At 37.9% G+C, this 23,021-nt stretch carries 27 protein-coding genes; 22 read left to right on the forward strand and 5 right to left on the reverse strand.

Annotated elements, in window-relative coordinates; genetic code table 11:
- Positions 1-94 precede the first annotated feature (94 nt).
- Positions 95-289, reverse strand: a complete 195-nt coding sequence (yjcZ, locus tag MOK21_RS02500; RefSeq protein ID WP_249072399.1) for a sporulation protein YjcZ — start codon at positions 287-289, stop codon at positions 95-97.
- 263 nt (positions 290-552) lie between these two features.
- On the opposite strand from yjcZ, the gene MOK21_RS02505 reads away from it, so the two are divergent.
- Positions 553-837: a hypothetical protein gene (locus MOK21_RS02505; protein ID WP_249072400.1), complete on the forward strand. Its 285-nt coding sequence runs from the start codon at positions 553-555 to the stop codon at positions 835-837.
- A gap of 608 nt (positions 838-1,445) precedes the next feature.
- On the opposite strand, the gene MOK21_RS02510 is transcribed toward MOK21_RS02505, so the two are convergent.
- On the reverse strand, positions 1,446-1,817 hold the full coding sequence (locus MOK21_RS02510; protein WP_249072401.1) for an NUDIX hydrolase: 372 nt from the start codon (positions 1,815-1,817) through the stop codon (positions 1,446-1,448).
- A 191-nt stretch (positions 1,818-2,008) separates the two neighbouring features.
- Between MOK21_RS02510 and pnuC the strand changes: the two genes are divergently transcribed.
- The 3 genes from pnuC (at position 2,009) to MOK21_RS02525 (ending at position 4,257) form a co-directional block, all read left to right on the forward strand.
- The gene (gene pnuC, locus MOK21_RS02515; protein ID WP_249072402.1) at positions 2,009-2,701 is read left to right on the forward strand and encodes a nicotinamide riboside transporter PnuC; all 693 of its coding nucleotides are present in this window, start codon (positions 2,009-2,011) and stop codon (positions 2,699-2,701) included.
- Positions 2,698-3,768, forward strand: coding sequence for a multifunctional transcriptional regulator/nicotinamide-nucleotide adenylyltransferase/ribosylnicotinamide kinase NadR (gene nadR / locus MOK21_RS02520; RefSeq protein WP_249072403.1), 1,071 nt, complete (start codon positions 2,698-2,700; stop codon positions 3,766-3,768). The genes pnuC and nadR overlap by 4 nt, the downstream gene beginning before the upstream one ends.
- A 180-nt stretch (positions 3,769-3,948) precedes the next feature.
- Positions 3,949-4,257, forward strand: coding sequence for a hypothetical protein (locus MOK21_RS02525; RefSeq protein ID WP_249072404.1), 309 nt, complete (start codon positions 3,949-3,951; stop codon positions 4,255-4,257).
- A 96-nt stretch (positions 4,258-4,353) separates the two neighbouring features.
- On the opposite strand, the gene MOK21_RS02530 is transcribed toward MOK21_RS02525, so the two are convergent.
- Positions 4,354-5,265: a LysR family transcriptional regulator gene (locus tag MOK21_RS02530; protein ID WP_249072405.1), complete on the reverse strand. Its 912-nt coding sequence runs from the start codon at positions 5,263-5,265 to the stop codon at positions 4,354-4,356.
- A gap of 493 nt (positions 5,266-5,758) precedes the next feature.
- Here MOK21_RS02530 and MOK21_RS02535 point away from each other — a divergent pair, with 493 nt between their 5' ends.
- From MOK21_RS02535 to MOK21_RS02555, 5 genes are all read left to right on the forward strand, one after another.
- Positions 5,759-6,964, forward strand: a complete 1,206-nt coding sequence (locus MOK21_RS02535) for an ABC transporter substrate-binding protein (RefSeq protein ID WP_249072406.1) — start codon at positions 5,759-5,761, stop codon at positions 6,962-6,964.
- A 115-nt stretch (positions 6,965-7,079) separates the two neighbouring features.
- Entirely contained in the window at positions 7,080-7,961 is an 882-nt protein-coding gene (locus MOK21_RS02540; RefSeq protein WP_249072407.1) for a branched-chain amino acid ABC transporter permease, read from the forward strand.
- Between the two features lie 13 nt (positions 7,962-7,974).
- Positions 7,975-9,027: a branched-chain amino acid ABC transporter permease gene (locus MOK21_RS02545; RefSeq protein ID WP_249072408.1), complete on the forward strand. Its 1,053-nt coding sequence runs from the start codon at positions 7,975-7,977 to the stop codon at positions 9,025-9,027.
- Positions 9,020-9,817 (forward strand): ABC transporter ATP-binding protein, encoded by a 798-nt coding sequence (locus MOK21_RS02550; protein WP_249072409.1) that lies wholly within the window; start codon positions 9,020-9,022, stop codon positions 9,815-9,817. The genes MOK21_RS02545 and MOK21_RS02550 overlap by 8 nt, the downstream gene beginning before the upstream one ends.
- Positions 9,810-10,556 (forward strand): ABC transporter ATP-binding protein, encoded by a 747-nt coding sequence (locus MOK21_RS02555; protein ID WP_249072410.1) that lies wholly within the window; start codon positions 9,810-9,812, stop codon positions 10,554-10,556. Before MOK21_RS02550 ends, MOK21_RS02555 begins: the two co-directional genes overlap by 8 nt.
- Before the next feature lie 105 nt (positions 10,557-10,661).
- Here the strand turns inward: MOK21_RS02555 and MOK21_RS02560 are convergent, their stop codons facing one another.
- Positions 10,662-11,096, reverse strand: coding sequence for a PaaI family thioesterase (locus tag MOK21_RS02560; protein ID WP_249072411.1), 435 nt, complete (start codon positions 11,094-11,096; stop codon positions 10,662-10,664).
- A gap of 438 nt (positions 11,097-11,534) precedes the next feature.
- Between MOK21_RS02560 and MOK21_RS02565 the strand changes: the two genes are divergently transcribed.
- The 13 genes from MOK21_RS02565 (at position 11,535) to MOK21_RS02625 (ending at position 22,413) form a co-directional block, all read left to right on the forward strand.
- Positions 11,535-12,866: a phenylacetate--CoA ligase family protein gene (locus tag MOK21_RS02565; RefSeq protein WP_249072412.1), complete on the forward strand. Its 1,332-nt coding sequence runs from the start codon at positions 11,535-11,537 to the stop codon at positions 12,864-12,866.
- Positions 12,863-13,879, forward strand: coding sequence for an NAD(P)/FAD-dependent oxidoreductase (locus MOK21_RS02570; RefSeq protein WP_249072413.1), 1,017 nt, complete (start codon positions 12,863-12,865; stop codon positions 13,877-13,879). The genes MOK21_RS02565 and MOK21_RS02570 overlap by 4 nt, the downstream gene beginning before the upstream one ends.
- Before the next feature lie 29 nt (positions 13,880-13,908).
- A complete protein-coding gene (locus MOK21_RS02575; RefSeq protein ID WP_249072414.1) occupies positions 13,909-14,148 on the forward strand; it encodes a ferredoxin in 240 nt (79 codons plus the stop codon).
- Between the two features lie 71 nt (positions 14,149-14,219).
- Positions 14,220-15,173 (forward strand): 1,2-phenylacetyl-CoA epoxidase subunit PaaA, encoded by a 954-nt coding sequence (gene paaA, locus MOK21_RS02580; RefSeq protein WP_249072415.1) that lies wholly within the window; start codon positions 14,220-14,222, stop codon positions 15,171-15,173.
- A gap of 22 nt (positions 15,174-15,195) precedes the next feature.
- Positions 15,196-15,552 carry a 1,2-phenylacetyl-CoA epoxidase subunit PaaB gene (paaB, locus tag MOK21_RS02585; protein WP_249072416.1) on the forward strand — a complete coding sequence of 119 codons (357 nt, stop codon included), beginning with the start codon at positions 15,196-15,198 and terminating at the stop codon, positions 15,550-15,552.
- Positions 15,542-16,342: a 1,2-phenylacetyl-CoA epoxidase subunit PaaC gene (gene paaC, locus MOK21_RS02590; RefSeq protein ID WP_249072417.1), complete on the forward strand. Its 801-nt coding sequence runs from the start codon at positions 15,542-15,544 to the stop codon at positions 16,340-16,342. The genes paaB and paaC overlap by 11 nt, the downstream gene beginning before the upstream one ends.
- A gap of 28 nt (positions 16,343-16,370) precedes the next feature.
- Positions 16,371-16,868, forward strand: coding sequence for a 1,2-phenylacetyl-CoA epoxidase subunit PaaD (gene paaD / locus MOK21_RS02595; RefSeq protein WP_249072418.1), 498 nt, complete (start codon positions 16,371-16,373; stop codon positions 16,866-16,868).
- Between the two features lie 20 nt (positions 16,869-16,888).
- Complete coding sequence (locus MOK21_RS02600) at positions 16,889-17,191, forward strand: EthD family reductase (RefSeq protein ID WP_249072419.1); 303 nt, start codon at positions 16,889-16,891, stop codon at positions 17,189-17,191.
- Positions 17,191-17,967 carry an enoyl-CoA hydratase/isomerase family protein gene (locus MOK21_RS02605; protein ID WP_249072420.1) on the forward strand — a complete coding sequence of 259 codons (777 nt, stop codon included), beginning with the start codon at positions 17,191-17,193 and terminating at the stop codon, positions 17,965-17,967. Before MOK21_RS02600 ends, MOK21_RS02605 begins: the two co-directional genes overlap by 1 nt.
- 2 nt (positions 17,968-17,969) lie before the next feature.
- The gene (locus MOK21_RS02610; protein ID WP_249072421.1) at positions 17,970-18,743 is read left to right on the forward strand and encodes an enoyl-CoA hydratase/isomerase family protein; all 774 of its coding nucleotides are present in this window, start codon (positions 17,970-17,972) and stop codon (positions 18,741-18,743) included.
- Positions 18,744-18,759: 16 nt separating this feature from the next.
- Positions 18,760-20,268 carry an aldehyde dehydrogenase family protein gene (locus MOK21_RS02615; protein WP_374110085.1) on the forward strand — a complete coding sequence of 503 codons (1,509 nt, stop codon included), beginning with the start codon at positions 18,760-18,762 and terminating at the stop codon, positions 20,266-20,268.
- 73 nt (positions 20,269-20,341) lie between these two features.
- Positions 20,342-21,211 carry a 3-hydroxyacyl-CoA dehydrogenase gene (locus tag MOK21_RS02620; RefSeq protein ID WP_249072423.1) on the forward strand — a complete coding sequence of 290 codons (870 nt, stop codon included), beginning with the start codon at positions 20,342-20,344 and terminating at the stop codon, positions 21,209-21,211.
- A complete protein-coding gene (locus MOK21_RS02625; protein ID WP_249072424.1) occupies positions 21,208-22,413 on the forward strand; it encodes an acetyl-CoA C-acyltransferase in 1,206 nt (401 codons plus the stop codon). Before MOK21_RS02620 ends, MOK21_RS02625 begins: the two co-directional genes overlap by 4 nt.
- A gap of 27 nt (positions 22,414-22,440) precedes the next feature.
- Here the strand turns inward: MOK21_RS02625 and MOK21_RS02630 are convergent, their stop codons facing one another.
- Positions 22,441-22,620, reverse strand: a complete 180-nt coding sequence (locus tag MOK21_RS02630; RefSeq protein ID WP_249072425.1) for a hypothetical protein — start codon at positions 22,618-22,620, stop codon at positions 22,441-22,443.
- Between the last annotated feature and the right edge of the window lie 401 nt (positions 22,621-23,021).

The raw sequence follows: 23,021 nt of genomic DNA on the forward strand, positions 1-23,021 counted from the left end.
CAAAAGCGGTTTTGGAAAAGATTAATTGTGACAATGATAAATAGCCTTAACTTTTTCATTAAAGACCTGAATAGAAATTAAAGTATTAAAAAATTTAATACATGAATGTTGCACCAACAATAATTAAAAGGATGAAAAGAACTACAATTAAGGCGAATGCTGAACCAGTACCTCTGCCGCCATAGCCATAACCACCGCCATAGCCACAACCGCCGCCGTAACCGCCGCCATAGCCACCACCGTAGCCTCCGTAACAGCAGTTACCATAATTTCCACCGTAGTATCCCATGAAATATCCCCCCCTTCTACAATCATAGTATGCTTGGGTGTTGAAAGGAGGGGAGGTATTCAACTAGATAATACAGATTTACCGAGTGAGAAAACCCATTGCTTTAGGTGTGGATGAAATAAGGTTGCATTTTTTCCAAAATTCTACTCTTTCATGGTTTAAAAGTCAAAATGCTTCTTCGAAATTTTTATAGAATAATAAAAATGAAACTATTACTCATGTCAATCGTAAAAAATAAGGAAGGCTCTAGGAGGTGTTTTGCTATGTCGGTTATTGGATGGATTGTGCTAACTTTTTCCATTGTATGTTTCTTACCTTTCTTTATCTGGCTTTCTGCTAGTTATTTAAGGTACGGTGATCAATCAAAAAGAAAAAATAACTATTGGTTATTCTTAATGTTAGCTGGATTATTAAATTCTTTGAATTTATTCTTGTTTAAGATTCAAGATACATATTTCTTAGCAGTGATAGTCATTATCATTTTAATGTTTAGCCTATACATGTTTTTAATTGTTCGGAAAGATAAAAGGAAGGTATCGTTTAGATAAATTAACCTAGATAGAATGACTAACAAATCGATTGGTGAAACAGTGACACCATTTGAAAACTATGAAAGAGAATATCCCAAAGCTAGTTTTATACGAAAATAATAAACAGGAAAATGAAAATGCTTAAAAAAAATTCGCTTAATAATCACTAAAAAGTGGAATCTTCTTCTTTTTTCTTAAGAAACAGAGGTTTTACCAAATGCGGAATTACTTACTTTATTTTTTATTATTAATCATAATTTTTATAGCAATGGTGGACACTTGGGGTGAAACGAATAAAACAATTATGTATGGAGTTGCGCTTATAAGTGTTGTTAGCTTAATAATTTTAAAAATCAACAGAAAAAAGTAAAATTTAGCATAGATAAGGGTCACTCGAACCAAAGTGACCCTAAACCACAAACTAGGAGGTACAAAGCTAAGTTAGCTTTATACTATTATTAATATGATTTGGTAGCTATGTTTGTATAGTGAAATGCCTGTGAATGAGATTAAAAAAATAAAATATGCAGGTAAATAAAAGTAATGCATCCACAATGATCACAGACCATAATAGCCTATTTTTCAATATTTATTTACTAAAACATAATTTTCCGCTGAAGTACAGCTTACATATAAGAAGGCTTAATACTTAAAGCTGCTTGTAATACTATGTGTATAAGCTCATAGTCATTAACTACATAAGGAATTTGCTCCGGCTCAACCCAAATGCGGGAAAGCGTTTCATATTCTCGAAGAAATGGGAGACTCTCTTGAATGTCCATGCGATAAAACATTTTTCCGATAAAAGGGTACTTACTTTCAGCGTTGTATAAAGGGTTCTCTTCGTGGCTGACTTCGATGTCTCCTATATAATTGATAGGACCCTTGACATAGCATTCCTCAAATGCCTCTCTATGAAATGCTACTTCAGGTGTTTCTACTTTTTCTATATGACCTCCAGGAAAGTTAAATCCTCTCCCGTCAACATGATCTAACAAAACATTCCCTTGATAAAAACAAACCCCATGTACACTTGTTACTTGCTGTAATTCTCAATCATTTTGCTGAAACAGTAATCACATCGATTGAATAGAGATGGTATAATTTAACGATGCCGTTTCTTTCTCGGTGGAAGGAGTTCGAGAGGAAACATATGATTGTGTAAAAATAAAGGGTAGGGAGGATTAATATGTTAAAAGATTGGACGTTATTTGAGAAAGCATGGTTAATAATTTCAGTAGCAATTATCACATTTTTAGGATTTTTGTGGAACGACACTTTACTAGGAATGATTTCATCTATTGCCGGAATCATCTGTGTGGTATTGGTAGCTAAAGGGAAGATTTCGAGTTATTTGTTCGGCATCATTCAATGTTCAACTTATGGCTATATTTCATATACATATGGACTTTATGGAGAGTCGATGTTAAACCTCTTATTTTTCTTACCATCTCAGTTTATAGGTTTTTATTTATGGTGGAAAAACCGTAAAAATGCTAATCAAATAAACGGGGAAGATGTTTATGCAAAACGCTTAAATCGTAAACAATGGATGTATGTTTTAGTTTTTGTAGTTGTTTCATATATTGGTTATTCGGCATTCCTTGCAAAAGTAGGTGCAAATTTAGCTGGTTTAGATGGATTAGCAGTAGTTCTTTCAGTAGTAGCACAGTTATTGCTAGTGTTACGTTTCGCGGAGCAATGGTTAATGTGGATTATCATTAACGTGATTACTATCACGCTTTGGATTGTTATTTTAGTGCGCAGCGGAGGAAACGATTGGACTTTATTAGCAATGTGGGTAGCCTTCTTAATTAATTCTATTTACGGATATGTTAACTGGCTACGTATTAGTAAAGTCGAGGGGAATGAGGCGCAATGAATTACGGCGTACAAGTAAACGAGTATGAGGGAAAGACAATAGGCTATTATGGAGGGAAGTTTCTGCCTTTCCATTACGGCCATTTAGATTGCATATTAAAAGCACAGTCTATGGTAGATATTCTATTTGTAGTTGTAGGATATGATGTCCTTCACGACGGTAAAATCTGTGAAGGTACTAAATTTGAACATGTAAATCATCGAGTACGGGAGCGTTGGATTACGAAGGAGTTAAAGGAATTCAAAAATATTAGGGTATTGTCACAATATGAAAGACGATCAGATGAATACATGAATGACACTTCTATTGAGCAATCGTATACGGAACTTCTAAATAAAATCGGCGGAAAGATCGACATTGTATTTAGTAGTGAGAAAGAATATGACGTTTACTTTGAGAGATACCTTCCTGGCATTCAACACGTAGTTTTAGATGAAGGTAGAACTGACCGACCTATTTCAGCTACGCAAATTCGGTATGAAGGAGTGTATGCCAAGTGGAACTTTCTGCCGAAGTCAGTACAAGAATATTACACAAAACGGGTAGCGATTTGTGGTATTGAATCAGTTGGAAAGTCGCATTTAACAAAAATGCTAGCGAAGCATTTTCATACGAATTATGTTGGGGAGTATGGACGATCTTATTATGATGAAATAAACGGTTTTCAAGACATTTCACACCCTAACGATTATATAGATATTGCAGTAGGGCATTGTCATTTAATCAATGATGCTAGTAAAAAATCTAACAAACTGTTATTGGTAGATACAGACCTTTCTTACACTCAATTCTTTCATTTCTTAGAGAACGAGCGTTACAACAAGGTGATTGATGAATTAATTAGAGCAAAAGCTGAAGGAATTGCAAAATATATTTATATCGAACCGCATAACTTTCATGAGTTAGACGGTACTCGTAGACATTTAACGAAAGAAGAACGTCATTCGCGAAATAATTTACTTAAAACGCTTTACGACTATTACGAAATCGAATTAGTAATTGTCGATGAGGAGGACAGAAATAAGCGTTTCGAAAAATGCGTTGAGGCGATTACAAACCTGTTTTAATGAATGGTGATTCGAATAAACTAGTTTACAACTAAACAAAAATACAAAAAGAGTCACATTTAACTAAGTGTGGCTTTTTTTTATGCATTTACTAACTAGTAGTGGAAGCTTTCTTAATATTAGTCGATTAAGGTGCTGCTATATTTGACATCCAGTTTACGCAACGAAAGAGGTGGTACTATGCAATTAACAGATGGTACATGGACATTTGATTCTGAAGAAATCGATGAAGCCGCAAAGAAATTACAACGAGATGAGCAGGAGCGGGAAATGCTAAATGCTTTTGCTCGGTATGCTTACCTTCGTTACAAGCAGATTCGGGATTGTGTAAATCCTCGTAAATGTAAATACATGAGAATTGATCAAGTACGTGAACAATTAAAATCACCCGCTAAACTACGAAAAGTGAGCACCCTATTTACGATTTCAGAAGAAGAAGTGCTATACATTGTAGATTTTGTGAAAAAGTATTTGAAGTATGTGAAATAAATCAAAAAACTCCCGGTCAATCATTTTAACCGGGAGCGTATCATTTTATTTAATCAGGGTTCATCACTTAAGTGCCAGATTAATTCTTCATGTAGTTCATTGACTTTGAGGGATTGTTTCACGGGATAGCAAATGAGTTTCTTCCATAAATAATTCTAAAAAGTTCATCGCATACTTTGCTAAATAGCGATCTTTTGGCCAAACAATATTCGCATTGGATTGGATATTACAATTGGCAAAATTAATAATTCTAATATCTCTAATTGAAAATTTTTCGAGACTTGCTTTTGGTAAAATCGTTACCCCCAATCCTTCACTTATTAAGGAAATGACCATTGCAATATCAATACATTCACAAATAATATTAGGCTCAAAACCATGACTTTTAAATTCATCGATAATAATGCGAAACGTATTACAACTACGATGACGATAAAAAGAAAGAAACGGTAAGTTTTTTAAATCTTCCATACGAATTGGGTTCGGTAAATTCCATTTTGCAGGAGTGGCAAGTACAAACTCCTTAAATTCTAAATCTATCGAAGAGAAATTTTCATCTTCAATTGGTTGCTGCAGTACAGCTAAATCGATTTCTTTACTTAAAAGACTTTTCGTTAAGAAAAATGTATCTCCTTCAATAATCTTGAAGCATAAATTAGGGTATCTTTCGCGCATCAGCTTAATTTTTTCAGGTAGGTAAGATAAACAAGTTTGATCTGCGCCAATCGATAATACCCCCTTTAGCCCTTCACCAACTTCTTTTATTTCCAAAATCGTATCTTCAAAATTAGCTAATAATGCTTTTCCTTTTTCATATAAAATTTTTCCTGGTTCAGTAAGCTCTAATGTTCTACCATTTCGATCCAGTAGTTTACAATTTAATTCTTTCTCCATAAATTTCAATTGATTGCTAAGTGGTGGTTGTGCCATATGCAATCTTTTGGCGGCTTTCGTAATTTGTTTTTCTTCAACAATTGTAATGAAATAATTTAATTGTCTTAAATCCATTACTCTCTCACCCCTATACTTAAAATTAAATAGTTTATGCAATTTGTATACTTCATCTGTATAGTAACACTTTTTCGAGTATTTTCGTAATATTTGTTAGACATTTCTGGCTTTTTGGATAAATAATCCGCAAAATCACAGAATTAATAAGGGTTTTGCGGATTTTTAAATAGTGTGTTTTTTATGTAATTTATATAACAATAAAAGTACGGATATACCTAAAACGTATATATATGAATTTTTTATATATATTTTTAGTATTTATCATTTATTAAAATACATGTTATTCTTTTGAATAATCGAAATCTGAAAATTCTGCCTAATGTAGCTGATAAGCTTCAATAATCTAATTTTATCTTATTATTTAAGCAAAATAATATATTGCAGATATCATCAAAGGTTTTTATTTTCGTTAGAGAGGCTATACATACCGTCATTTTAAAAGGGGATGCGGTTTTATAGGAATAAAAAATTTTTAAGGGGTGTAGGATTTATGAAAAAGACTTTATTGTCTCTATTCCTATTGATGGGGGCACTATTGCTTGTGGCCTGTAGTTCATCTTCGGGGAAAGGTGATGCATCTTCCGCCAGTACAGGTTCTGAAGCATCAGCTAATTCAATCAAAATTGCTGGAATCTTCTCAGCATCTGGTGGGGCAGCTGCTCTAGGGGAACCAGAAATGCAAACGTTGAAGATGTTAGTCGATCAAAAAAATGAGGATGGGGGCATTAACGGTCGAAAAATTGATTTAGTCACTTATGATGACAAATCTGACCAAAATGAAGCCATTCTTTCGATGAAAAAAGCATTAACGCAAGACAAGGTATCGATTGTTATCGGAGGGACAACAAGTGGCAACTCATTAGCGATGTTACCTTTGGCAGAGCAAAATCAAGTGCCTTACATTTCTGTTGCTGCCAGCAAACAAATTTACATGAATGAAAATGGACAAGCACGCAAATGGGTATTCAAAATGCCACAAGATGATCAACAAGCTGTGGAGCGAATTTTACAATATTTAAAAGATAATAACTTAACGAAAGTTGCCTGGTTAAACGTTGCGAATTCTTTTGGAACTGGTGGTCACGAAGAATTTGTTAAACACATGGAAAATTACGGTGTGAAATCAGTAATTGAAGATGAATTTGAAGCGACAGTCACAGATGCAAAACCACTGTTAACTCGTGTGAAAAAAGCAAATCCTGATGCAATAATTGTATGGGGAACCGTACAAGAGTCAGCGGTTGTCATTAAAAATATTCGTGAATTATCACTTGATTTACCAGTTCTTGCAAGTCATGGTGTTGCAACGGGTCAATTTATCGAAGTAGCTGGTGAGGCAGCAAACGATGTGGTGTTGCCAACTGGTAAATTATTAATTGCGGACAAATTAGAAGATTCAAATCCACAAAAAGAATTATTATCAGCGTATAACGAAGCTTTCACAGCAAAATACAATAAACCAGCAAGTACATTTGGTGCGTATGCAGCAGATGGTTTCTCGATAGCTACGAAAGCAATTGAAGCAAAAGGCGGTGATAGCGCTGCACTTCGAGATTACATTGAGCAAGAACTAGGTGAATATATAGGCTTGACAGGTACATTTAACATTACTGCGGATAATCATATGGGATTGAGTCCGGATAGTTTTGCTATGGTACGAATTGTTGATGGAAAGTGGACTTTAGAAGACAAATAAATGGTTAATCAACACACCTCAATAAAATACAAATTTAGTGAACAGTGGTGTCTCTCCATCACTGTTCATTAAATTATTAGCTTAGTAATCCCGAAATGAATGGAGTGAACGACATATGGAAACATTTTCTCAAATGTTGCAATTATTATTTTCAGGCTTAACTATAGGAGCCATTTATGCATTGATTGCGGTTGGATTTGTCATTATTTATAACGTGACAGGCATCCTTAATTTTGCACAAGGTGAATTTGCTATGTTTGGTGCTTTAATTAGTATTTCACTGGTGAAAGCTAATCTACCATTATGGTTAGCTATTATTTTAAGTATCGTCATTGTGGCAGCAATTGGTGCTGTATTTGAACGAACAGCAATTCATACAGCGCGTAAATCATCCATGACAACACTCATAATCATTACAATTGGTGTATCCATTGCATTTCGAGGTATTGCGATTTTAATTTGGGGAACACAGGCCCAAACATTACCGCCGTTTACGGATAATACACCTATAAAATTTTTAGAAGCTGTATTGCTTCCGCAAAATTTATGGGCAATTGGTCTATCAATCGTTATTCTAATCGTAATGATGTACTTCTTTAACTTTACATTTACTGGGAAATCATTAACGGCTTGTGTTGTAAATCCATTTGCTGCACGCCTAATGGGGATCAACCCAAATAAAATGTCATTGCTTGCTGTTGTAGTAAGTGCTGGTGTGGGGGCTTTAGCGGGTACAGTTATCGCACCGATTTCCGGTGCTTCCTACGATATGGGGATGATGCTTGGCATAAAAGCGTTTGTAGCAGCAGTCGTTGGTGGCTTAACAAATGCTCCAGCTGCAATTGCTGGCGCCTTTCTAATTGGAATTATTGAAGCATTTACAGAGGGGTTATGGTCATCTGGATTAAAAGATGTAGTGAGTTTCTCTTTATTGCTTTTAATTTTGTTTATAAAACCAGAAGGCCTATTTGCGAAAGCTTCTGGAAAACGTGTATAGGGAGGTTACAACTATGAACAAAAAAAGCTTAAAGCTTATCTATAATAACAGCTTAGTTGGACCAAGTATTTTTTTCGCACTATTATTTTGTATCCCACTAGTTGGATCAAATTATACACTCGCTATTTTTACGATGATTGGTTTTTATGCATTAATATGTATTGGTTTAACGATGCTAACAGGCTATGCGGGACAAATTTCACTAGGGCATGCGGCCTTCTATGGAATTGGTGCCTACACGTCTGCTTATATGACAGCTACATTAGGGTTTTCTCCCTGGCTAGCAATATTGGTAGGAGCGCTCATTTCTGCGCTTGTTGCATTATTAATCGGAATTCCTACCTTTAAGTTGAAAGGCTATTATTTAGCATTAGCAACTCTAGGATTTGGAATTATTGTTTACACAGCATTTAAAGAATTAACATCCATTACAGGTGGCTCGAATGGCTTCTTTGGGATACCGTCTATTCATTTATTCGGCTTTGAATTCGTTACAGATCAAAGTTATTTTTATCTTATTTGGCTATTTGTTTTTATGGCACTTGTTTTTTCACGGAATATTATACACTCAAGAATCGGGCGTGGCCTACGTTCGATTGAGGGAAGTGAGATTGCAGCAGATGCCGTTGGTGTAAATTTAATGAAATATAAATTACAAATTTTTGTGACAAGTGCTATTTTCACCTCTATTTCAGGTTCGTTATTAGCACACTATGTTTCATTTATTAATCCAAATTTATTCACAGCGAATACCTCCATTTATTTATTAATAATGGTTATTATCGGTGGATTAAATAATATTTGGGGTGCCATAGTCGGTTCAGCTGCTTACGTTTTACTTGGAGAATTATTAAAACATTTTGTGCCAGTTTTCTTCCCTAACATTGGTGGGGAATTCGAAATCGTATTTTTCGGTTTATTACTAGTCTTAACATTGATTTATATGCCTAATGGCTTAGTTCCTCAATTTATGAAAATTGCCAGAAAGCTTAAGAAGAAAGAACGCCATGCATCGATTGCGTTCACAATTGATACGCAAGCTACAGGGGGGAAAGCAAATGACTAACAAAGAACTTATCTTAAGTGTCGAAAACTTAACGAAAGTATTTGGAGGAGTTGTTGCGGTAGATAATGTGTCCTTCACGATTAATAAAGGAGAAATATTCGCAGTTATTGGTCCTAACGGTGCAGGGAAAACAACACTTTTCAATATGATAACAGGGGTCTTGCCAAGTTCATCAGGAAATGTCTATTTCCAAGGCAAGCGGTTAACAAGCAAAAAGCCTTATCAAATAGCACAAGCAGGTGTTACAAGAACATTTCAGAACCTGGAAGTTTTCGATAATATGACCGTTATCGAGAATGTCATGACCGGTGCTCATATTGCGATGAAAACAAATATTTTAACGGCTGGGTTACGCTTACCAACTGTAGTGAAAGAAGAAGTAGATACGATGGAAAGAGCATTACAATGTTTAAAAGATGTAGGTATTGCTGAGTTTGCCTATGAAATGGCAGATAAATTACCTTATGGCAGCCAACGACTTCTTGAAATTGCACGTGCGGCAATCTCTAAACCTCAATTGATTTTATTAGATGAACCGATGGCGGGCCTAAATGCTGAGGAATCAAGGCAATTAGTAGAAGTCATATTAAGAATGCGCGCTGAAGGAATGACTTTTTTATTCGTCGAGCATGATATGGAAACCGTTATGTCTATTTCAGATCGTTTAGTTGTTGTAGATAACGGGGTCAAAATTGGAGAAGGTACGCCAGAAGAGATTTACAAAAATCCAAAGGTTGTGGCAGCGTACTTAGGCGATGATGAAGCGGAAGAAGGTGCGGTCTATGCTTAAAGTCGAAAATTTACATACTTATCACGGGCATTTACATGTTCTTGATGGTATTGACTTTGAACTAGTAGAAGGAGAGTTATTATCGATTGTTGGATCAAATGGTGCGGGGAAAAGTACACTCCTCGGCACATTAGCGGGTGTGTATTCACCGAGTGAAGGAAAAATTGAATACAAAGGAATAGATATTACGAAAGACGGAGTACAAAAGACAGTTGCCAATGGGATATGTTTAGTGCCAGAGCGAAGACAGATTTTTTCTGCATTATCTGTTAAGGACAATTTGATGCTCGGTGCTTATCATCGCTATAGTAGAGATAAAAAAACGGTTCATCGAGACTACGAGGAGATTGTAGAGTTATTTCCCCGCTTAAAGCAAATGCTTAATCGCCCAGGAGGTTTACTTTCAGGTGGAGAACAGCAAATGGTGGCAATTGGGCGAGGTTTAATGGCCAACCCCAAAGTTTTGATGCTTGATGAGCCATCATTAGGACTCGCTCCTTTAATCGTCAAAGACATTATGAATATTTTACGTAGATTGTGTGATGAACGAGGTGTCACGATTATTTTGGTAGAGCAAAATGTAAAAGCTGCTTTGAAGGTGGCTGATCGTGCCTGCGTGTTAGCTCATGGGAAGATGGCCATTTCAGGTACAGCACAAGAGCTGTTGAATGATCCGAAAATCCAAGAAGCGTACTTCGGTAAACCTCATACAACGTCGAAAAATATTATGCAGGTATAAAATAACTTCATCGAGATTCCTCCTTGTTGTAACAAGTGAGGGATTTTACTATGTCAAAAAAATGTGAGAAACCCCTTGATCGGAGGTCACTCACATCTCTTTCCGTTATTCGATGAAACTTTCGTTTTTACGATAAACCATAGCTTCCATTGTGGCACATAATTCATCGTTGCTCCAAACATGAATCCGATACCAGGCTAAACGGTGCGTTTTTTTTACCTCTTCTGCGACAGCGGTTAGTTGCTGTCCTGCCAAACCTGCGCTCATGTAATGTATGGTATTCGTAACACCGACAGCCGTCTTACCGTAAGAATTACTAGCCGCTGCAAATGCGTAGTCAGCTAAAGAAAAAATAATGCCTCCATGTACAGTACCATGTGTATTGAGCATATGAGGTTTTGGAAAAAGTGTCACTTTTGCAAAGCCAGCTTTTAATTCAACTAATTCTATCCCTAAATAATTCGCGTATGGCTCCTTTGATAAAGCTTGAAAAATTTCATCATAATATTTTTCGTGTTGTTGTGACTCAGTTAATGTCAATGTAAATCCCCCTTTGTAAATAAAAATGTGTTCATCATTCATGAATAAGTAAAATTCTGCATACAAAATAAAAACGAATGAAATAAAAGTGATATGCAAAATCAATTTAACACCTATTTTGGGGAAAGTAAACGTATTATTATAGTTTTGCGTAATTATTTTGAGTTTTCTGTCTATTTTGTGTTTTTATTTAAATATCTCTTATTAATAGTGGACTAGAAGGGGAACTTTACAGGTTGCTTTTTGTGTTTATGAATAAATAGTATTCAAGATAAAACGTTTATAGACGACTAATTAATCAACTATAACCAGAAAAAATAAAATATATTGACAATTCGGACAAATTTGTTTTATCTTAATATTAATTACGAAATTAAAACTCTCGTAATTAATTTGTTATATTTGATGTATTGTAATAGCATAAAGGGGGCTAGGAAAATGTATCATCTAGAAATAGAAACAGCTTCAAGGGGAGAAATGGCAAGAATTCAGCTAGAGCGATTAAAAGCAACAGTTGAAAAAGTTTATAACAATACACCATTCTACAAGGAACAGTTTGATCAGCTTGGCGTTAAACCGGCTGATATTGAAAGTTTAGAAGATATTCGCAAATTGCCATTTACTAATAAAGTAAATCTACGTGAGCAATATCCATTTAAACTTTTTGCAGTACCGATGGATGATGTAGTCCGCATTCACGGTTCTTCGGGAACTAGTGGAAAACCAACAATTGTTGGTTATACAAAAAATGATATTGAGATGTGGTCGGGACTTTTAGCTCGCGCTATTGTTACCGCAGGGGGACGTAAATCAGATATTTTTCATAATGCTTATGGCTATGGTCTATTTACTGGTGGGATGGGTTTACACTACGGAGCGGAAACTTTAGGAGCAGCAGTTGTACCGGTTTCAGGTGGTAATACAGAACGTCAAATTACATTAATTGAAGATTTTAAACCACGAGGCATCGCGGGTACACCTTCTTATATTTTAACCATCGCTGAAAAGATGGAGGAAATGGGAATTGATCCAGCAGCGAACGGGATTGAATATGGAATTTTTGGGGCAGAGCCTTGGTCAGAGGAAATGCGCCGTGCCATTGAGGATAAATTTAAAATTCGCGCAATGGATATTTATGGTTTAAGTGAAGTGCTAGGTCCAGGCGTATCAATTGAATGCTACGAAGCTCAAAATGGTTTACATATAGCAGAGGATCATTTTTTAGTAGAAGTTATCGATCCTGATACATTAGAGCCTGTAACCGATGGAGAAGACGGAGAATTGGTTATCACAAGTTTAACGAAGGAAGCGCTACCAATTATTCGATATCGTACAGGTGATATTACATCGATTACACGTGAAAAATGTAAATGTGGACGTACAACAATGCGTATGGCACGTGTTAAGGGACGTACAGATGACATGCTGATTATTCGAGGAGTCAATATTTTCCCATCTGAAATTGAGCGTGAGTTATTGCAAATTGAAGGGTTAGCACCTCATTATCAAATCCATTTATTGAAAAAAGGAAATATGGATGCGATCGAACTTCATGTTGAGTTAACACCGAAGTTATACGAAAAAGTAGGAGGTGACCTAAGCCATCCTCTAATACAATTGTTAATGAAGGAAATCAAGCACGATTTAAAAAATGCATGTTTAATTTCTGTTAGTCTTGTCATTGAAAATATTGGTTCTATTCCACGCTCTGAAGGAAAAGCAATTCGTGTCATTGATAGAAGAATGGAACATAAGGAGGTTCTTCAATGATTGATACTGAGCTAATAAAAGATGTGACCATTATAGGTGGGGGACCCGTTGGTATGTTTGCTGCCTTCTATGGTGGTATGCGAGGCATGAGCGTCAAAATTCTCGAAAGCCTTCCTCAACTGGGTGGCCAGTTAGCTGCTCTTTATCCAGAAAAATATATTTATGATATTGCGGGCTTTCCAAAAATTCGTGCACAAGATCTTATCAATAATTTAAAAGAACAAATGAATATTTTCCCAGTGGATGTCTGTACGAATGAATCTGTACAAACAATCGAAAAAGATGCAAACGGTATTTTTAAGCTTAAAACGACTACGGGTACTCATTATTCACGTACAATACTGATTACTGCCGGAAACGGTGCGTTTAAAGTTCGTACGCTTGAATTTGAAGGGGAAGAAAAGTATGCAGAATGTAATTTGCATTACTTCATTAATGATCTCAATGCTTTTAAAGACCGAAACGTGATGGTTTTTGGTGGCGGTGATTCAGCAGTAGATTGGGCAATGATGCTAGAACCAATTGCTAAAAAGGTCTCTATTGTCCATAGACGAGATAAATTCCGTGCACATGAGCATAGCGTAGAAAAGTTAATGCAATCATCGGTTGAGGTGATCACACCTTATGTACCTGAAGAACTTATAGGGGAAGATTGCATTACACAAGTTAAATTAAAACATGCAAAAGATGAAACACAACAACCAATCTATGGAGTCGATGATATAATCGTGAATTTTGGTTTTGTTTCCTCTTTAGGTGCCATTAAAGATTGGGGCTTAGAAATTAACAAAAACTCCATCGTCGTTAATTCACGCATGGAAACTAACATTCCGGGTATTTATGCGGCAGGTGATATTTGCACATATGAAGGGAAAGTAAAGTTAATTGTTAGTGGGTTTGGAGAGGCGCCTACTGCTATTAGTAACGCAAAAGTATACATTGATCCAACATCTAAAGTGCAGCCGTTGCATAGTACGAGTCTAATGGAGGAAAAAAAGAAACAAATTACTTAACGCTATAGGTTTGTGAAAGGAATGAGTATATGCCGAAATTCACTAGAGTAGATCAAGATACATGTATTGCTTGTGGGGCATGTGGCGCATCGGCTCCGGATATTTTTGACTATAATGACGAAGGAATAGCCTTTGTTATTTTAGACAATAACAAAGGTTCTAAAGAAGTTCCGATAGATTTATATGATGATTTAGAGGATGCAATGGAAGGCTGTCCAACAGAATCAATTAAAGTAGCAAACGATAATAAAATCTTGTTGGAAGTGTGATTTTTTTTGCCCTCCAACATAACATAATGGTAACGGTTATCGGGAAAAGGTTATATAAGGAGGCTTTTATTATGAGTGTCGTTACACAATTGTCTGAACAAGAATTACAAGAGCAATTCGAGGCGCGGATTGCTGCGGGTGAAAAGATTGAAGTAGACGATTGGATGCCAGAAGAATATCGCTTGGCACTAATCAAATTAATTTCGATGCATGGTATTAGTGAAATTATGGGTGCTCTTCCTGAGAAAGAGTGGGTTCCGAAAGCACCGACTTTATATCGAAAGCTAGGCATTATGGCAAAGGTTCAAGATGAGATGGGGCATGGTCAATTATTATTACGCGTAGCAGAGGATTTGCTTAAACCATATGGTAAAAATCGCGGCGATTTAATGATTGATTTATTCGAAGGACGTCTAAAGTTCCACAACGTATTCCATATGGAAACAAAATCATGGGGGGATGCGGGGTTGATTGGCTGGCTTGTTGACGGTTCGGCCATTATTTCACAAACCAACATGTTAGGTTCTTCATACGGACCTTATGCGCGTGCATTACAACGTATATGTGCAGAAGAAGTATTCCATGCACAACACGGTGAAGCCATTATTATGGCTCTGGTAGAGGGGACACCTGAGCAGCGTGCACTTGTACAAGATGCGTTAAATCGCTGGTGGGAATCACTATTATTTTTCTTTGGTCCAGCTTCAAAGGACACAACAGGTACAAGCAAACAAGATATAACCATTAAATATAAAATTCGTGTCCAAACGAATGAAGAGCTACGCCAAAGCTTTTTATCTAAATACATTCCTCGTATTCAATCGATAGGCTTGACAGTGCCAGATCCAACTTTGCACTTTGATGAAGCACAAAATAAATGGATATACCAAGAGCCAAACTGGGAAATTTTTAAAAAAATCCAACGCAACGAAGGTCCATGTTCACAAGAACGCTTAGCTCTTCGCCGTTCATCCTATGAAAATAACGCTTGGGTACGGGAAGCATTAACCGCACTAGTAAATTAACTCTTTAGAGAGGAGGATCATCGTGGAAAAGCAATCTTTCTATCAAGAATTTGAAGTATTTAGCAAACGAACACCAACATCAAATTTTCAACATCAGTTTAGCCTTTTAGCACCGAATGGAGAAATGGCGTTAGTTATGGCACAGGAAAACTTTATGCGTCGTGAGCCTGTGGTAGACATTTGGGTAGTGAATCGTAAACATTTACACGGTCTAACCCAAGTCAATAAACAAGCGCTGCAGCGACTAGACAATAAAGATTACCGTACAACAAAAGGCTACGGCTATTTAAAGAAAAAATGGCGTCACTATGAACAAGTCATGCTAGACGAAAAAGAAATTCTATCTTGGGGCGGGGGAGGGAAAAAAGATGACAAATGAAATAACGCCTGAATATAAAAAGGCAGTCCTTACAGTACTTTATCAATTAGCGGATGACGATTACTTATTTTCCTATCGTGGCTCTGAGTGGCTTGGGCTGGCGCCGCATATTGAGGAAGATGTAGCATTCTCCTCCATAACACAAGACACAATGGGACACGCAAAATTATATTATACGCTTTTAGAAGAGCTTGGCGAAGGTTCTGCAGATTCATTAGCCCAGCTACGACCGAAAGAGGAGCGTTGTAACAGTCTACTTGTAGAACGCCCGAATGGAGAAGGTTACTACAAAGAAGCACCGAATTATGATTGGGGATACGCAGTTGCGCGTAATTATATCTATACAACGGCGAAAAAAGCGAAGATTGATGCACTCAAAGCAAGCAGCTATGCACCCATCAGAGAAGTGGCTGTGAAAATAAGTACCGAACTTTATTATCATCAAATGCACTGGACAACGTGGTTTACGCAACTATGTACAGCAACAGAAGAATCACGTTCCCGTATGATGAAAGCATTACAAGAAGTAATAAAAGATGCCGGTGATTTATTGTCATTTGGCAAATCAGTTAAGCATATTACAGCATGTGAATTAATAGAATCAGAAGTGGCTATAAAAGAGCGTTGGCTAGCCATTGTAACACCAACTTTTGAAGCGGTGGAAATCGCTATACCTGTATTACCTGATCCGATCATTAATGGTCGCGACGGGCAACATACTGATGATTTAACTTCGGCTATTGAGACAATGTCAGAGGTGTATCGATCAGATTTGGCGGCAAGCTGGTAACGATCTATTGCAAAAAAGGAGGATAACGATGGCAACTACGGGTCTGCACGAAGCACACATCTATGAAGTACTCGATGCAGTGAAGGACCCTGAAATTGATACGGTGAGTATTATTGACCTTGGCATGATTGAGCGTGTGCAAGTGAATGATGGTCATATCCGTATTGAAGTGCTACCAACATTTTCAGGATGTCCTGCATTGACAATTATTCAACAAAATATAAAAAAAGCAGTCGAACAACTAGATGGCGTTCGGGAAGTGAGTGTCGTGTTTATCAATCATCCTACTTGGACTTCTGATCGTGTAACAGAAAAGGGACGAGAAGGACTAAAGAAATTCGGTATTGCACCACCACCTCGTTTTTTAAAAGAAGACGGCTCTTGGCATGTAGATTGCCCTTACTGTGGCTCTACCTATGTCACGCTAGAAAATATTTTTGGTCCAACAGCTTGTCGTAGTATTTTATATTGCAAAAGCTGTAAAAATCCATTTGAAGCAATGAAAATAATTTCTACTTCCATGTAGACAAAGGAGCGTATTTTAAGATGGCTAAATTAATCGCGTTATATAAACACCCTGTTGATAAAGAGGCATTTGATGAGCATTACGAAAAAGTTCATACGCCAATTACTGCGAAAATACCAGGTTTGCGTGAAATGAAAGTAACGAAATTTAATTCAACTCCGATGGGAACAGAAACACCGTATTACTTAATGTGTGAAATGACCTATGATAGCCCAGAAGATTTAAAGAATGGACTAAGGTCACCAGAAGGGAAAGCGTCGGGCAAAGATTTAATGAGCTTTGCAAGTGATATCGTCACATTAATCATCGGTGAAGATGCATAATGACAGCATTCACATTTATTGAAGTAACGATTGACAGTGGGATAGGGTTTATTAACTTAAACCGTCCTCGCCAATACAATTCATTAAATCGTGCCATGGTACGGGAAATTATGCAGGCGATGGAATTGTTTGACCGTGACGAAGGCGTACAGGTCATCGTTTTAGCCGGAAATGGAAAAGCGTTTTCATCCGGTGCAGATATTGATGAAATGGTCGCAGACAACACGGTGCGTTTAGAACTTTTAAATCAATTCGCTGATTGGGATCGTATAGGGCAAATTAAAAAGCCTATTATCGGTAGTGTGAAAGGATTCGTTTTCGGAGGTGGCTTTGAATTAGCCCTTTGTTGTGATGTATTAATCGCAGCAGAGGGCACAGAATTTAGCTTCCCTGAAATAAACCTAGGGGTTATGCCGGGTGCGGGCGGTACTCAGCGCTTAACTAAATTAGTAGGGCGAACGAAAGCATTAGAGTGGATTTGGAGCGCAGCAAGGATTACTGCTGATGAAGCGCTCGCATATGGCATTATCAACAAGGTAGTACAACCAGAGATATTAATAGAAGAAACACATAAAACAGCGACACTGCTCGCACAAAAGCCAGCTCTCGCTTTACGTCTTATTAAAGAAGCTGTTAACAAAGCTGTCGACTACTCGCTTTATGAAGGTATGCAGTTTGAACGAAAAAATTTCTATTTATTATTCTCTTCAGAAGATCAAAAAGAAGGCATGCAAGCATTTGTTGAAAAACGTCAACCGAACTTTAAGGGGAGATAATTATGTTTGAAACTATAAAATACGAACTAAAAGAATCCATAGCTTATATTTCATTAAATCGTCCCGACACATTAAATGCATTCACTGCACAGATGAATCATGAAATACGTACTGCCGTCAAACAAGCATCATTAAATGATGAAGTACGTTGTATTGTACTTCGTGGTGAAGGACGCGCATTTTGTTCAGGACAAGATCTTTCAGCTATTGGCGAAGATATGAAACTTGGTGATATTTTAACAGATAACTATGGTCCGATGGTTCAACAGTTACATAGCTGTGAAAAACCGATTATCGCAGCTGTGAATGGTGCAGCTGCAGGTGCTGGCTTTAGTTTAGCGCTTGCTGCAGACTTCCGTGTAATGTCGGAAAAATCATTCTTTATGAATGCCTTTATCCACGTAGGGCTGATTCCTGATTCTGGGAATCTTTACTACTTAAAACGATTAGTTGGCGATGCTAAAGCACTTGAAATTTCAATACTCGGTCAACGTATTAAAGCACAGGAAGCCAAACAATTAGGTTTAACAACTGCTGTCTATAGCAATGAAACATTTGAAGATGACGTTCATTCATTCGCGCAACAGATTGTCCAGTTACCGACAAAAGCAATCGGCCTTATTAAACGTAATATCAAGGCAGCAGAACACTTAAAGTTCGAAGATTTCCTTGTTTATGAAGCACAAAGCCAAAGTATTGCTGGAGCGACAGATGATCATCAAGAAGGTATGAAAGCATTTGCAGAAAAAAGACAGCCTCAATTTAATGGACAATAAAAAGGAGTGAATGATAATGACACAACAAGTACAAGAGAAAGTATTAGTGAAACGCGATTTTTATCATTTAATTATTAATGGCGAAAAGGTAGAGAGCAGTAATGGTGAGACATTCCAAACGATAAATCCTGCGACAGGTGAAGTCGTAGCGACTGTCGCAAAAGCTTCCCAGGAAGACGCTGAGCGTGCGGTGCAAGCAGCTCGCCAAGCATTTGATTTCGGAAAGTGGAAGCAATATCCAGTTAATCGTCGTGCACAGGTGCTCCATAAGATTGCTGCTATTATGCGCTCTCGCTTTAATGAAATCGTAGAGCTTGAGATGCTAGATACCGGGAAATCCATTGGCACTGCGCAGGGCCAAGTAAACCAAGCAATAGAAGATTTCGAATTTTACGCAGGCGCGATTGTTGGCCATCGTGGAGCCGTAAATAATATGCCAGGTCAATTTCATAATTACACTGAAAAAGAGCCTGTCGGAGTATGTGCCCAAATTGTTCCTTGGAATTACCCACTTATGATGGCTGCTTGGAAAATTGCCCCAGCCATTGCTGTTGGCTGTTCCGTTATTGTTAAACCAGCTTCTTTAACGCCTCTAACAGCGATCGTGTTAGGTGAAATTTGTCTAGAAGCAGGTGTACCAGCAGGGGTTGTGAATATCATTCCTGGTTCAGGTAAAGATGTAGGGAATTACTTAGTGGAGCATCAGCAAGTCGATAAAGTGGCCTTCACAGGTTCCACACCAGTCGGAAAAGGAATTATGGAAAAAGCTTCTCAAACATTAAAACGCGTTACATTAGAGCTAGGTGGGAAATCACCAAATCTAGTGTTTGAAGATGCTGATATTGATGCGGCGGTAGATGGTTCGTTGTACGGCATTTTCTATAACTCAGGGCAATCTTGCGAGGCACGTTCACGCTTATACGTACACAAAGACATTTATGATGAGTTTTTAGAAAAATTTGTTGCCAAAACAAAAGCAATTAAACTAGGTGATCCATTCGATAAAGGTACTCACATGGGGGCAATTATCGACCAAGACCAATTAAATACAATCGATGGCTATGTGAAATCTGCCGTTGAAGAGGGAGCAACCATTTTAACAGGTGGCAAAGTGGCGGCTGTAGAGGGCTTTGAAAATGGTTTCTGGTATGAACCAACTATTATTACAGACGTAACGCAATCCATGAAAGTTGTGCGTGAAGAAATATTTGGTCCAGTAGTAGTTGTTATGCCGTTTAGCGATGAAAAAGAAGCGATTCGACTAGCAAATGATTCAGAGTTTGGTTTAGGCTCAGCAGTTTGGTCTAAAGATGGGGCACGTGCTACTCGTGTTGCAAATCAAATCCAAGCAGGAATCGTAATGGTCAATTGCCCATTCTCCGCAATGCCAGGTACCCCATTTGGCGGGTATAAACAATCTGGTTTCGGACGTGAGCTATGTATCGAAACATTAGATTTATATACAGAGACGAAAAGTATCATTTCATATTATGGTAGTCGCCCACTAAATCCACTTGGCGTCTAACCCCACAAAAACCATATGCGATGAGATATCTTTACTCGTCGTATGTGGTTTTCACAATAAGGAGGTTGTTTTCATGAAAAAAATTATTGTCATCGGGTCAGGGGTTATGGGGCGTGGCATTGCCTACGTTAGCGCAATCAGTGGCTTTGAAACAGCTATTATAGACATTAACGAACAGGCGTTACAAAATGCCCAAAATGAAATTACATCCATTTTCGAAAAAGCGGTTGTACGCGGAAAATTAACAGCGCAGCAAGTACAAGAAGCAACGCTACGTCTGACTTATGTAACAGATTTAGCTACTGTCGCAAATAAAGCAGACTTAATCATTGAAGCCGTACCCGAAAAAAGGGACATTAAACGGGCTGTCTTCGAGCAGATGGAACGGTTTGCTTCACCGCACTGTTTATTTGCCACAAATACTTCAACGATGAGTCCAACAGAAATTGCGTCTTATGCAAAACGACCTGAACGAACTATTGCGATGCACTTTTTTAATCCTGTGCATAAAATGGCGCTCGTGGAGATTATTAGAGGTTTAGAGACTAGTGATGAAACAGTCCAAACTATTTGTGAAATTGCTAAACAAATGGGCAAAGAAACTGTCGTCATCAATGAATTCCCGGGTTTTGTTACAAGTCGTATTAGTGCACTCGTAGGAAATGAAGCGTTTTATATGTTACAGGAAGGCTTAGGTAGTCCTGAAGACATCGATAAAGCCATTAAACTGGGCTTAAATTATCCAATGGGACCGTTCGAATTGGTCGATTTAGTAGGTCTTGATGTACGTCTGAATAATTTGAGATATTTACATGAAAAGCTCGGTGAAAAATATCGCCCAGCACCACTTCTCGAACAATATGTACAAGCTGGACGTTTGGGCCGAAAGAGTGGAAAAGGGGTTTATGACTATAGCGAGCAAAAAGAGGTGGTGAAAAAATGACAGAAGTCGTAATTGTAGATGCTGTTCGTACACCAATTGGTCGTTATAAAGGTGCATTAAAAACCGTTCGGCCAGATGATTTAGCTGCGACGGTCATAAAGGCGCTAATAGAGCGTAACCCAAAAGTGCCAGTCCAACAAATTGAGGATGTTATTTTCGGAAATGCCAACCAAGCGGGAGAAGATAATCGAAACGTCGCCCGTATGGCTGCATTACTTGCTGAGCTACCAATAGAGGTCGGGGGAACTACTATTAATCGCCTTTGTGGTTCAGGCATGGATGCTATACATTATGCAGCACGTGCTATAAAGAGTGGTGAAGGCGATATTTTTATCGCAGGTGGTACGGAAAGTATGACGCGTGCACCTTTTGTGATGGGGAAACCTGAAGTGGATTATCCGAGAGGCGATCAAAAGATGTTTGATACAACAATCGGCTGGCGTTTTACGAACCCAAAATTGCAAAGCATGTATGGAGCGGATACAATGCCCCAAACTGCTGAGAACGTAGCCAAACGTTTTAATATTAGTCGTGAGGAACAAGATGCATTTGCATTTGAAAGCCAACAACGTGCGAAAAAAGCGCTTGCTACAAACCGTTTCGCAGAAGAAATCGTACCTGTATACGTGAAAGATAAGAAAGGAAATGAAATCATCGTAGATACAGATGAACATCCACGCCCTGACACAACATTAGAGGCACTTGCCAAACTACGACCTATTTTTGAAAATGGTACTGTGACAGCGGGTAATGCTTCTGGTGTGAATGATGGTGCATCAGCATTATTATTAATGAGTGCGGATAAAGCAAAAGATTTAGGTATAACACCATTAGCACGATATATAACAGGTGCTGTTGCAGGATTAGAGCCTGCCGTTATGGGTTTAGGCCCTATCTATTCTTCGAAAAAGGCATTACAACGTGCTGGACTAACAACAAATGATATTGGTTTATATGAAATAAATGAAGCGTTTGCTTCCCAAGCAATAGAATCCATGAAGCAGCTTGAACTAAATCCAGCACAAGTCAATGTTAACGGAGGCGCTATTGCATTCGGTCATCCGCTAGGTGCAAGCGGTGCACGAATAGTGACCACATTACTTTACGAAATGAAAAAACAAAACGTACAATATGGCCTTGCTTCCATGTGTATTGGTGTAGGGCAAGGGATTGCAACGATTATTGAAAATATTGAATCATAATTAAACAGGTGTATTGATTAACCATTTTTATACATTCGGATTAATTCGAAGAGGCTGATTTCCGCTACGGGCTACTCGCTTTGTTGCTGTCGCTTCGCTTTCGCACAGAGCAAAGCTTCCTGCGGGCGAGCGTCGAGCCGCTTCCTCCGCTAACGGAACGAAGGCTAAGTGCGTCACGTCCTGTGACAATGCCTTCGTGACCAACATCGTGTTGGCCTCAGGGTCTCGTCTGTCTCGCTTTCCCGCGGGAGTAGAGTAGCCCTACGCTACAATCAGTTAAAATGGGCATATATTAGCAAAATGGAAAAAAAATCTTATCGCTCAATGATAAACCTATTTTTTCCTAATCAACCCGCTTAATAATTAAATGGTCAAGGGAATTTTGTTGTGGCGCTTTAAATGAGGTGATTTCCGAGCCAGGCTACTCATCTTAATCGAGCGTAATAGAATTATAAAGGTGATGCGATTGTAAATCTGTAGTTGCTGGCGCTTCGCTTTAGCTCAGAAAACACTTGTCGCTGCATATTTGTTTTAATATTTTAAAATGACATGCCAGAATATACATGTTAGGTGATATGGGTGATTGGAGTGAAGGCTGGGCGACTCCT

The sequence above is a fragment of the Lysinibacillus sp. BPa_S21 genome (assembly GCF_023337795.1).
Lineage (GTDB): Bacteria > Bacillota > Bacilli > Bacillales_A > Planococcaceae > Lysinibacillus.

What these genes read in the sequence shown, in the direction of transcription:
- MOK21_RS02570 (WP_249072413.1), top strand. Translation starts at nt 12,863, where the DNA reads ATGATTGATACTGAGCTAATAAAAGATGTGACCATTATAGGTGGGGGA.
- MOK21_RS02605 (WP_249072420.1), top strand. Translation starts at nt 17,191, where the DNA reads ATGACAGCATTCACATTTATTGAAGTAACGATTGACAGTGGGATAGGG.
- paaC (WP_249072417.1), top strand. Translation starts at nt 15,542, where the DNA reads ATGACAAATGAAATAACGCCTGAATATAAAAAGGCAGTCCTTACAGTA.
- MOK21_RS02530 (WP_249072405.1), bottom strand. Translation starts at nt 5,265, where the DNA reads ATGGATTTAAGACAATTAAATTATTTCATTACAATTGTTGAAGAAAAA.
- MOK21_RS02525 (WP_249072404.1), top strand. Translation starts at nt 3,949, where the DNA reads ATGCAATTAACAGATGGTACATGGACATTTGATTCTGAAGAAATCGAT.
- MOK21_RS02565 (WP_249072412.1), top strand. Translation starts at nt 11,535, where the DNA reads ATGTATCATCTAGAAATAGAAACAGCTTCAAGGGGAGAAATGGCAAGA.
- MOK21_RS02545 (WP_249072408.1), top strand. Translation starts at nt 7,975, where the DNA reads ATGAACAAAAAAAGCTTAAAGCTTATCTATAATAACAGCTTAGTTGGA.
- yjcZ (WP_249072399.1), bottom strand. Translation starts at nt 289, where the DNA reads ATGGGATACTACGGTGGAAATTATGGTAACTGCTGTTACGGAGGCTAC.
- MOK21_RS02600 (WP_249072419.1), top strand. Translation starts at nt 16,889, where the DNA reads ATGGCTAAATTAATCGCGTTATATAAACACCCTGTTGATAAAGAGGCA.
- MOK21_RS02540 (WP_249072407.1), top strand. Translation starts at nt 7,080, where the DNA reads ATGGAAACATTTTCTCAAATGTTGCAATTATTATTTTCAGGCTTAACT.
- paaA (WP_249072415.1), top strand. Translation starts at nt 14,220, where the DNA reads ATGAGTGTCGTTACACAATTGTCTGAACAAGAATTACAAGAGCAATTC.
- MOK21_RS02620 (WP_249072423.1), top strand. Translation starts at nt 20,342, where the DNA reads ATGAAAAAAATTATTGTCATCGGGTCAGGGGTTATGGGGCGTGGCATT.
- MOK21_RS02535 (WP_249072406.1), top strand. Translation starts at nt 5,759, where the DNA reads ATGAAAAAGACTTTATTGTCTCTATTCCTATTGATGGGGGCACTATTG.
- MOK21_RS02625 (WP_249072424.1), top strand. Translation starts at nt 21,208, where the DNA reads ATGACAGAAGTCGTAATTGTAGATGCTGTTCGTACACCAATTGGTCGT.
- MOK21_RS02630 (WP_249072425.1), bottom strand. Translation starts at nt 22,620, where the DNA reads ATGTTGGTCACGAAGGCATTGTCACAGGACGTGACGCACTTAGCCTTC.
- pnuC (WP_249072402.1), top strand. Translation starts at nt 2,009, where the DNA reads ATGTTAAAAGATTGGACGTTATTTGAGAAAGCATGGTTAATAATTTCA.
- MOK21_RS02575 (WP_249072414.1), top strand. Translation starts at nt 13,909, where the DNA reads ATGCCGAAATTCACTAGAGTAGATCAAGATACATGTATTGCTTGTGGG.
- paaD (WP_249072418.1), top strand. Translation starts at nt 16,371, where the DNA reads ATGGCAACTACGGGTCTGCACGAAGCACACATCTATGAAGTACTCGAT.
- nadR (WP_249072403.1), top strand. Translation starts at nt 2,698, where the DNA reads ATGAATTACGGCGTACAAGTAAACGAGTATGAGGGAAAGACAATAGGC.
- MOK21_RS02550 (WP_249072409.1), top strand. Translation starts at nt 9,020, where the DNA reads ATGACTAACAAAGAACTTATCTTAAGTGTCGAAAACTTAACGAAAGTA.
- MOK21_RS02615 (WP_374110085.1), top strand. Translation starts at nt 18,760, where the DNA reads ATGACACAACAAGTACAAGAGAAAGTATTAGTGAAACGCGATTTTTAT.
- MOK21_RS02505 (WP_249072400.1), top strand. Translation starts at nt 553, where the DNA reads ATGTCGGTTATTGGATGGATTGTGCTAACTTTTTCCATTGTATGTTTC.
- MOK21_RS02555 (WP_249072410.1), top strand. Translation starts at nt 9,810, where the DNA reads ATGCTTAAAGTCGAAAATTTACATACTTATCACGGGCATTTACATGTT.
- MOK21_RS02610 (WP_249072421.1), top strand. Translation starts at nt 17,970, where the DNA reads ATGTTTGAAACTATAAAATACGAACTAAAAGAATCCATAGCTTATATT.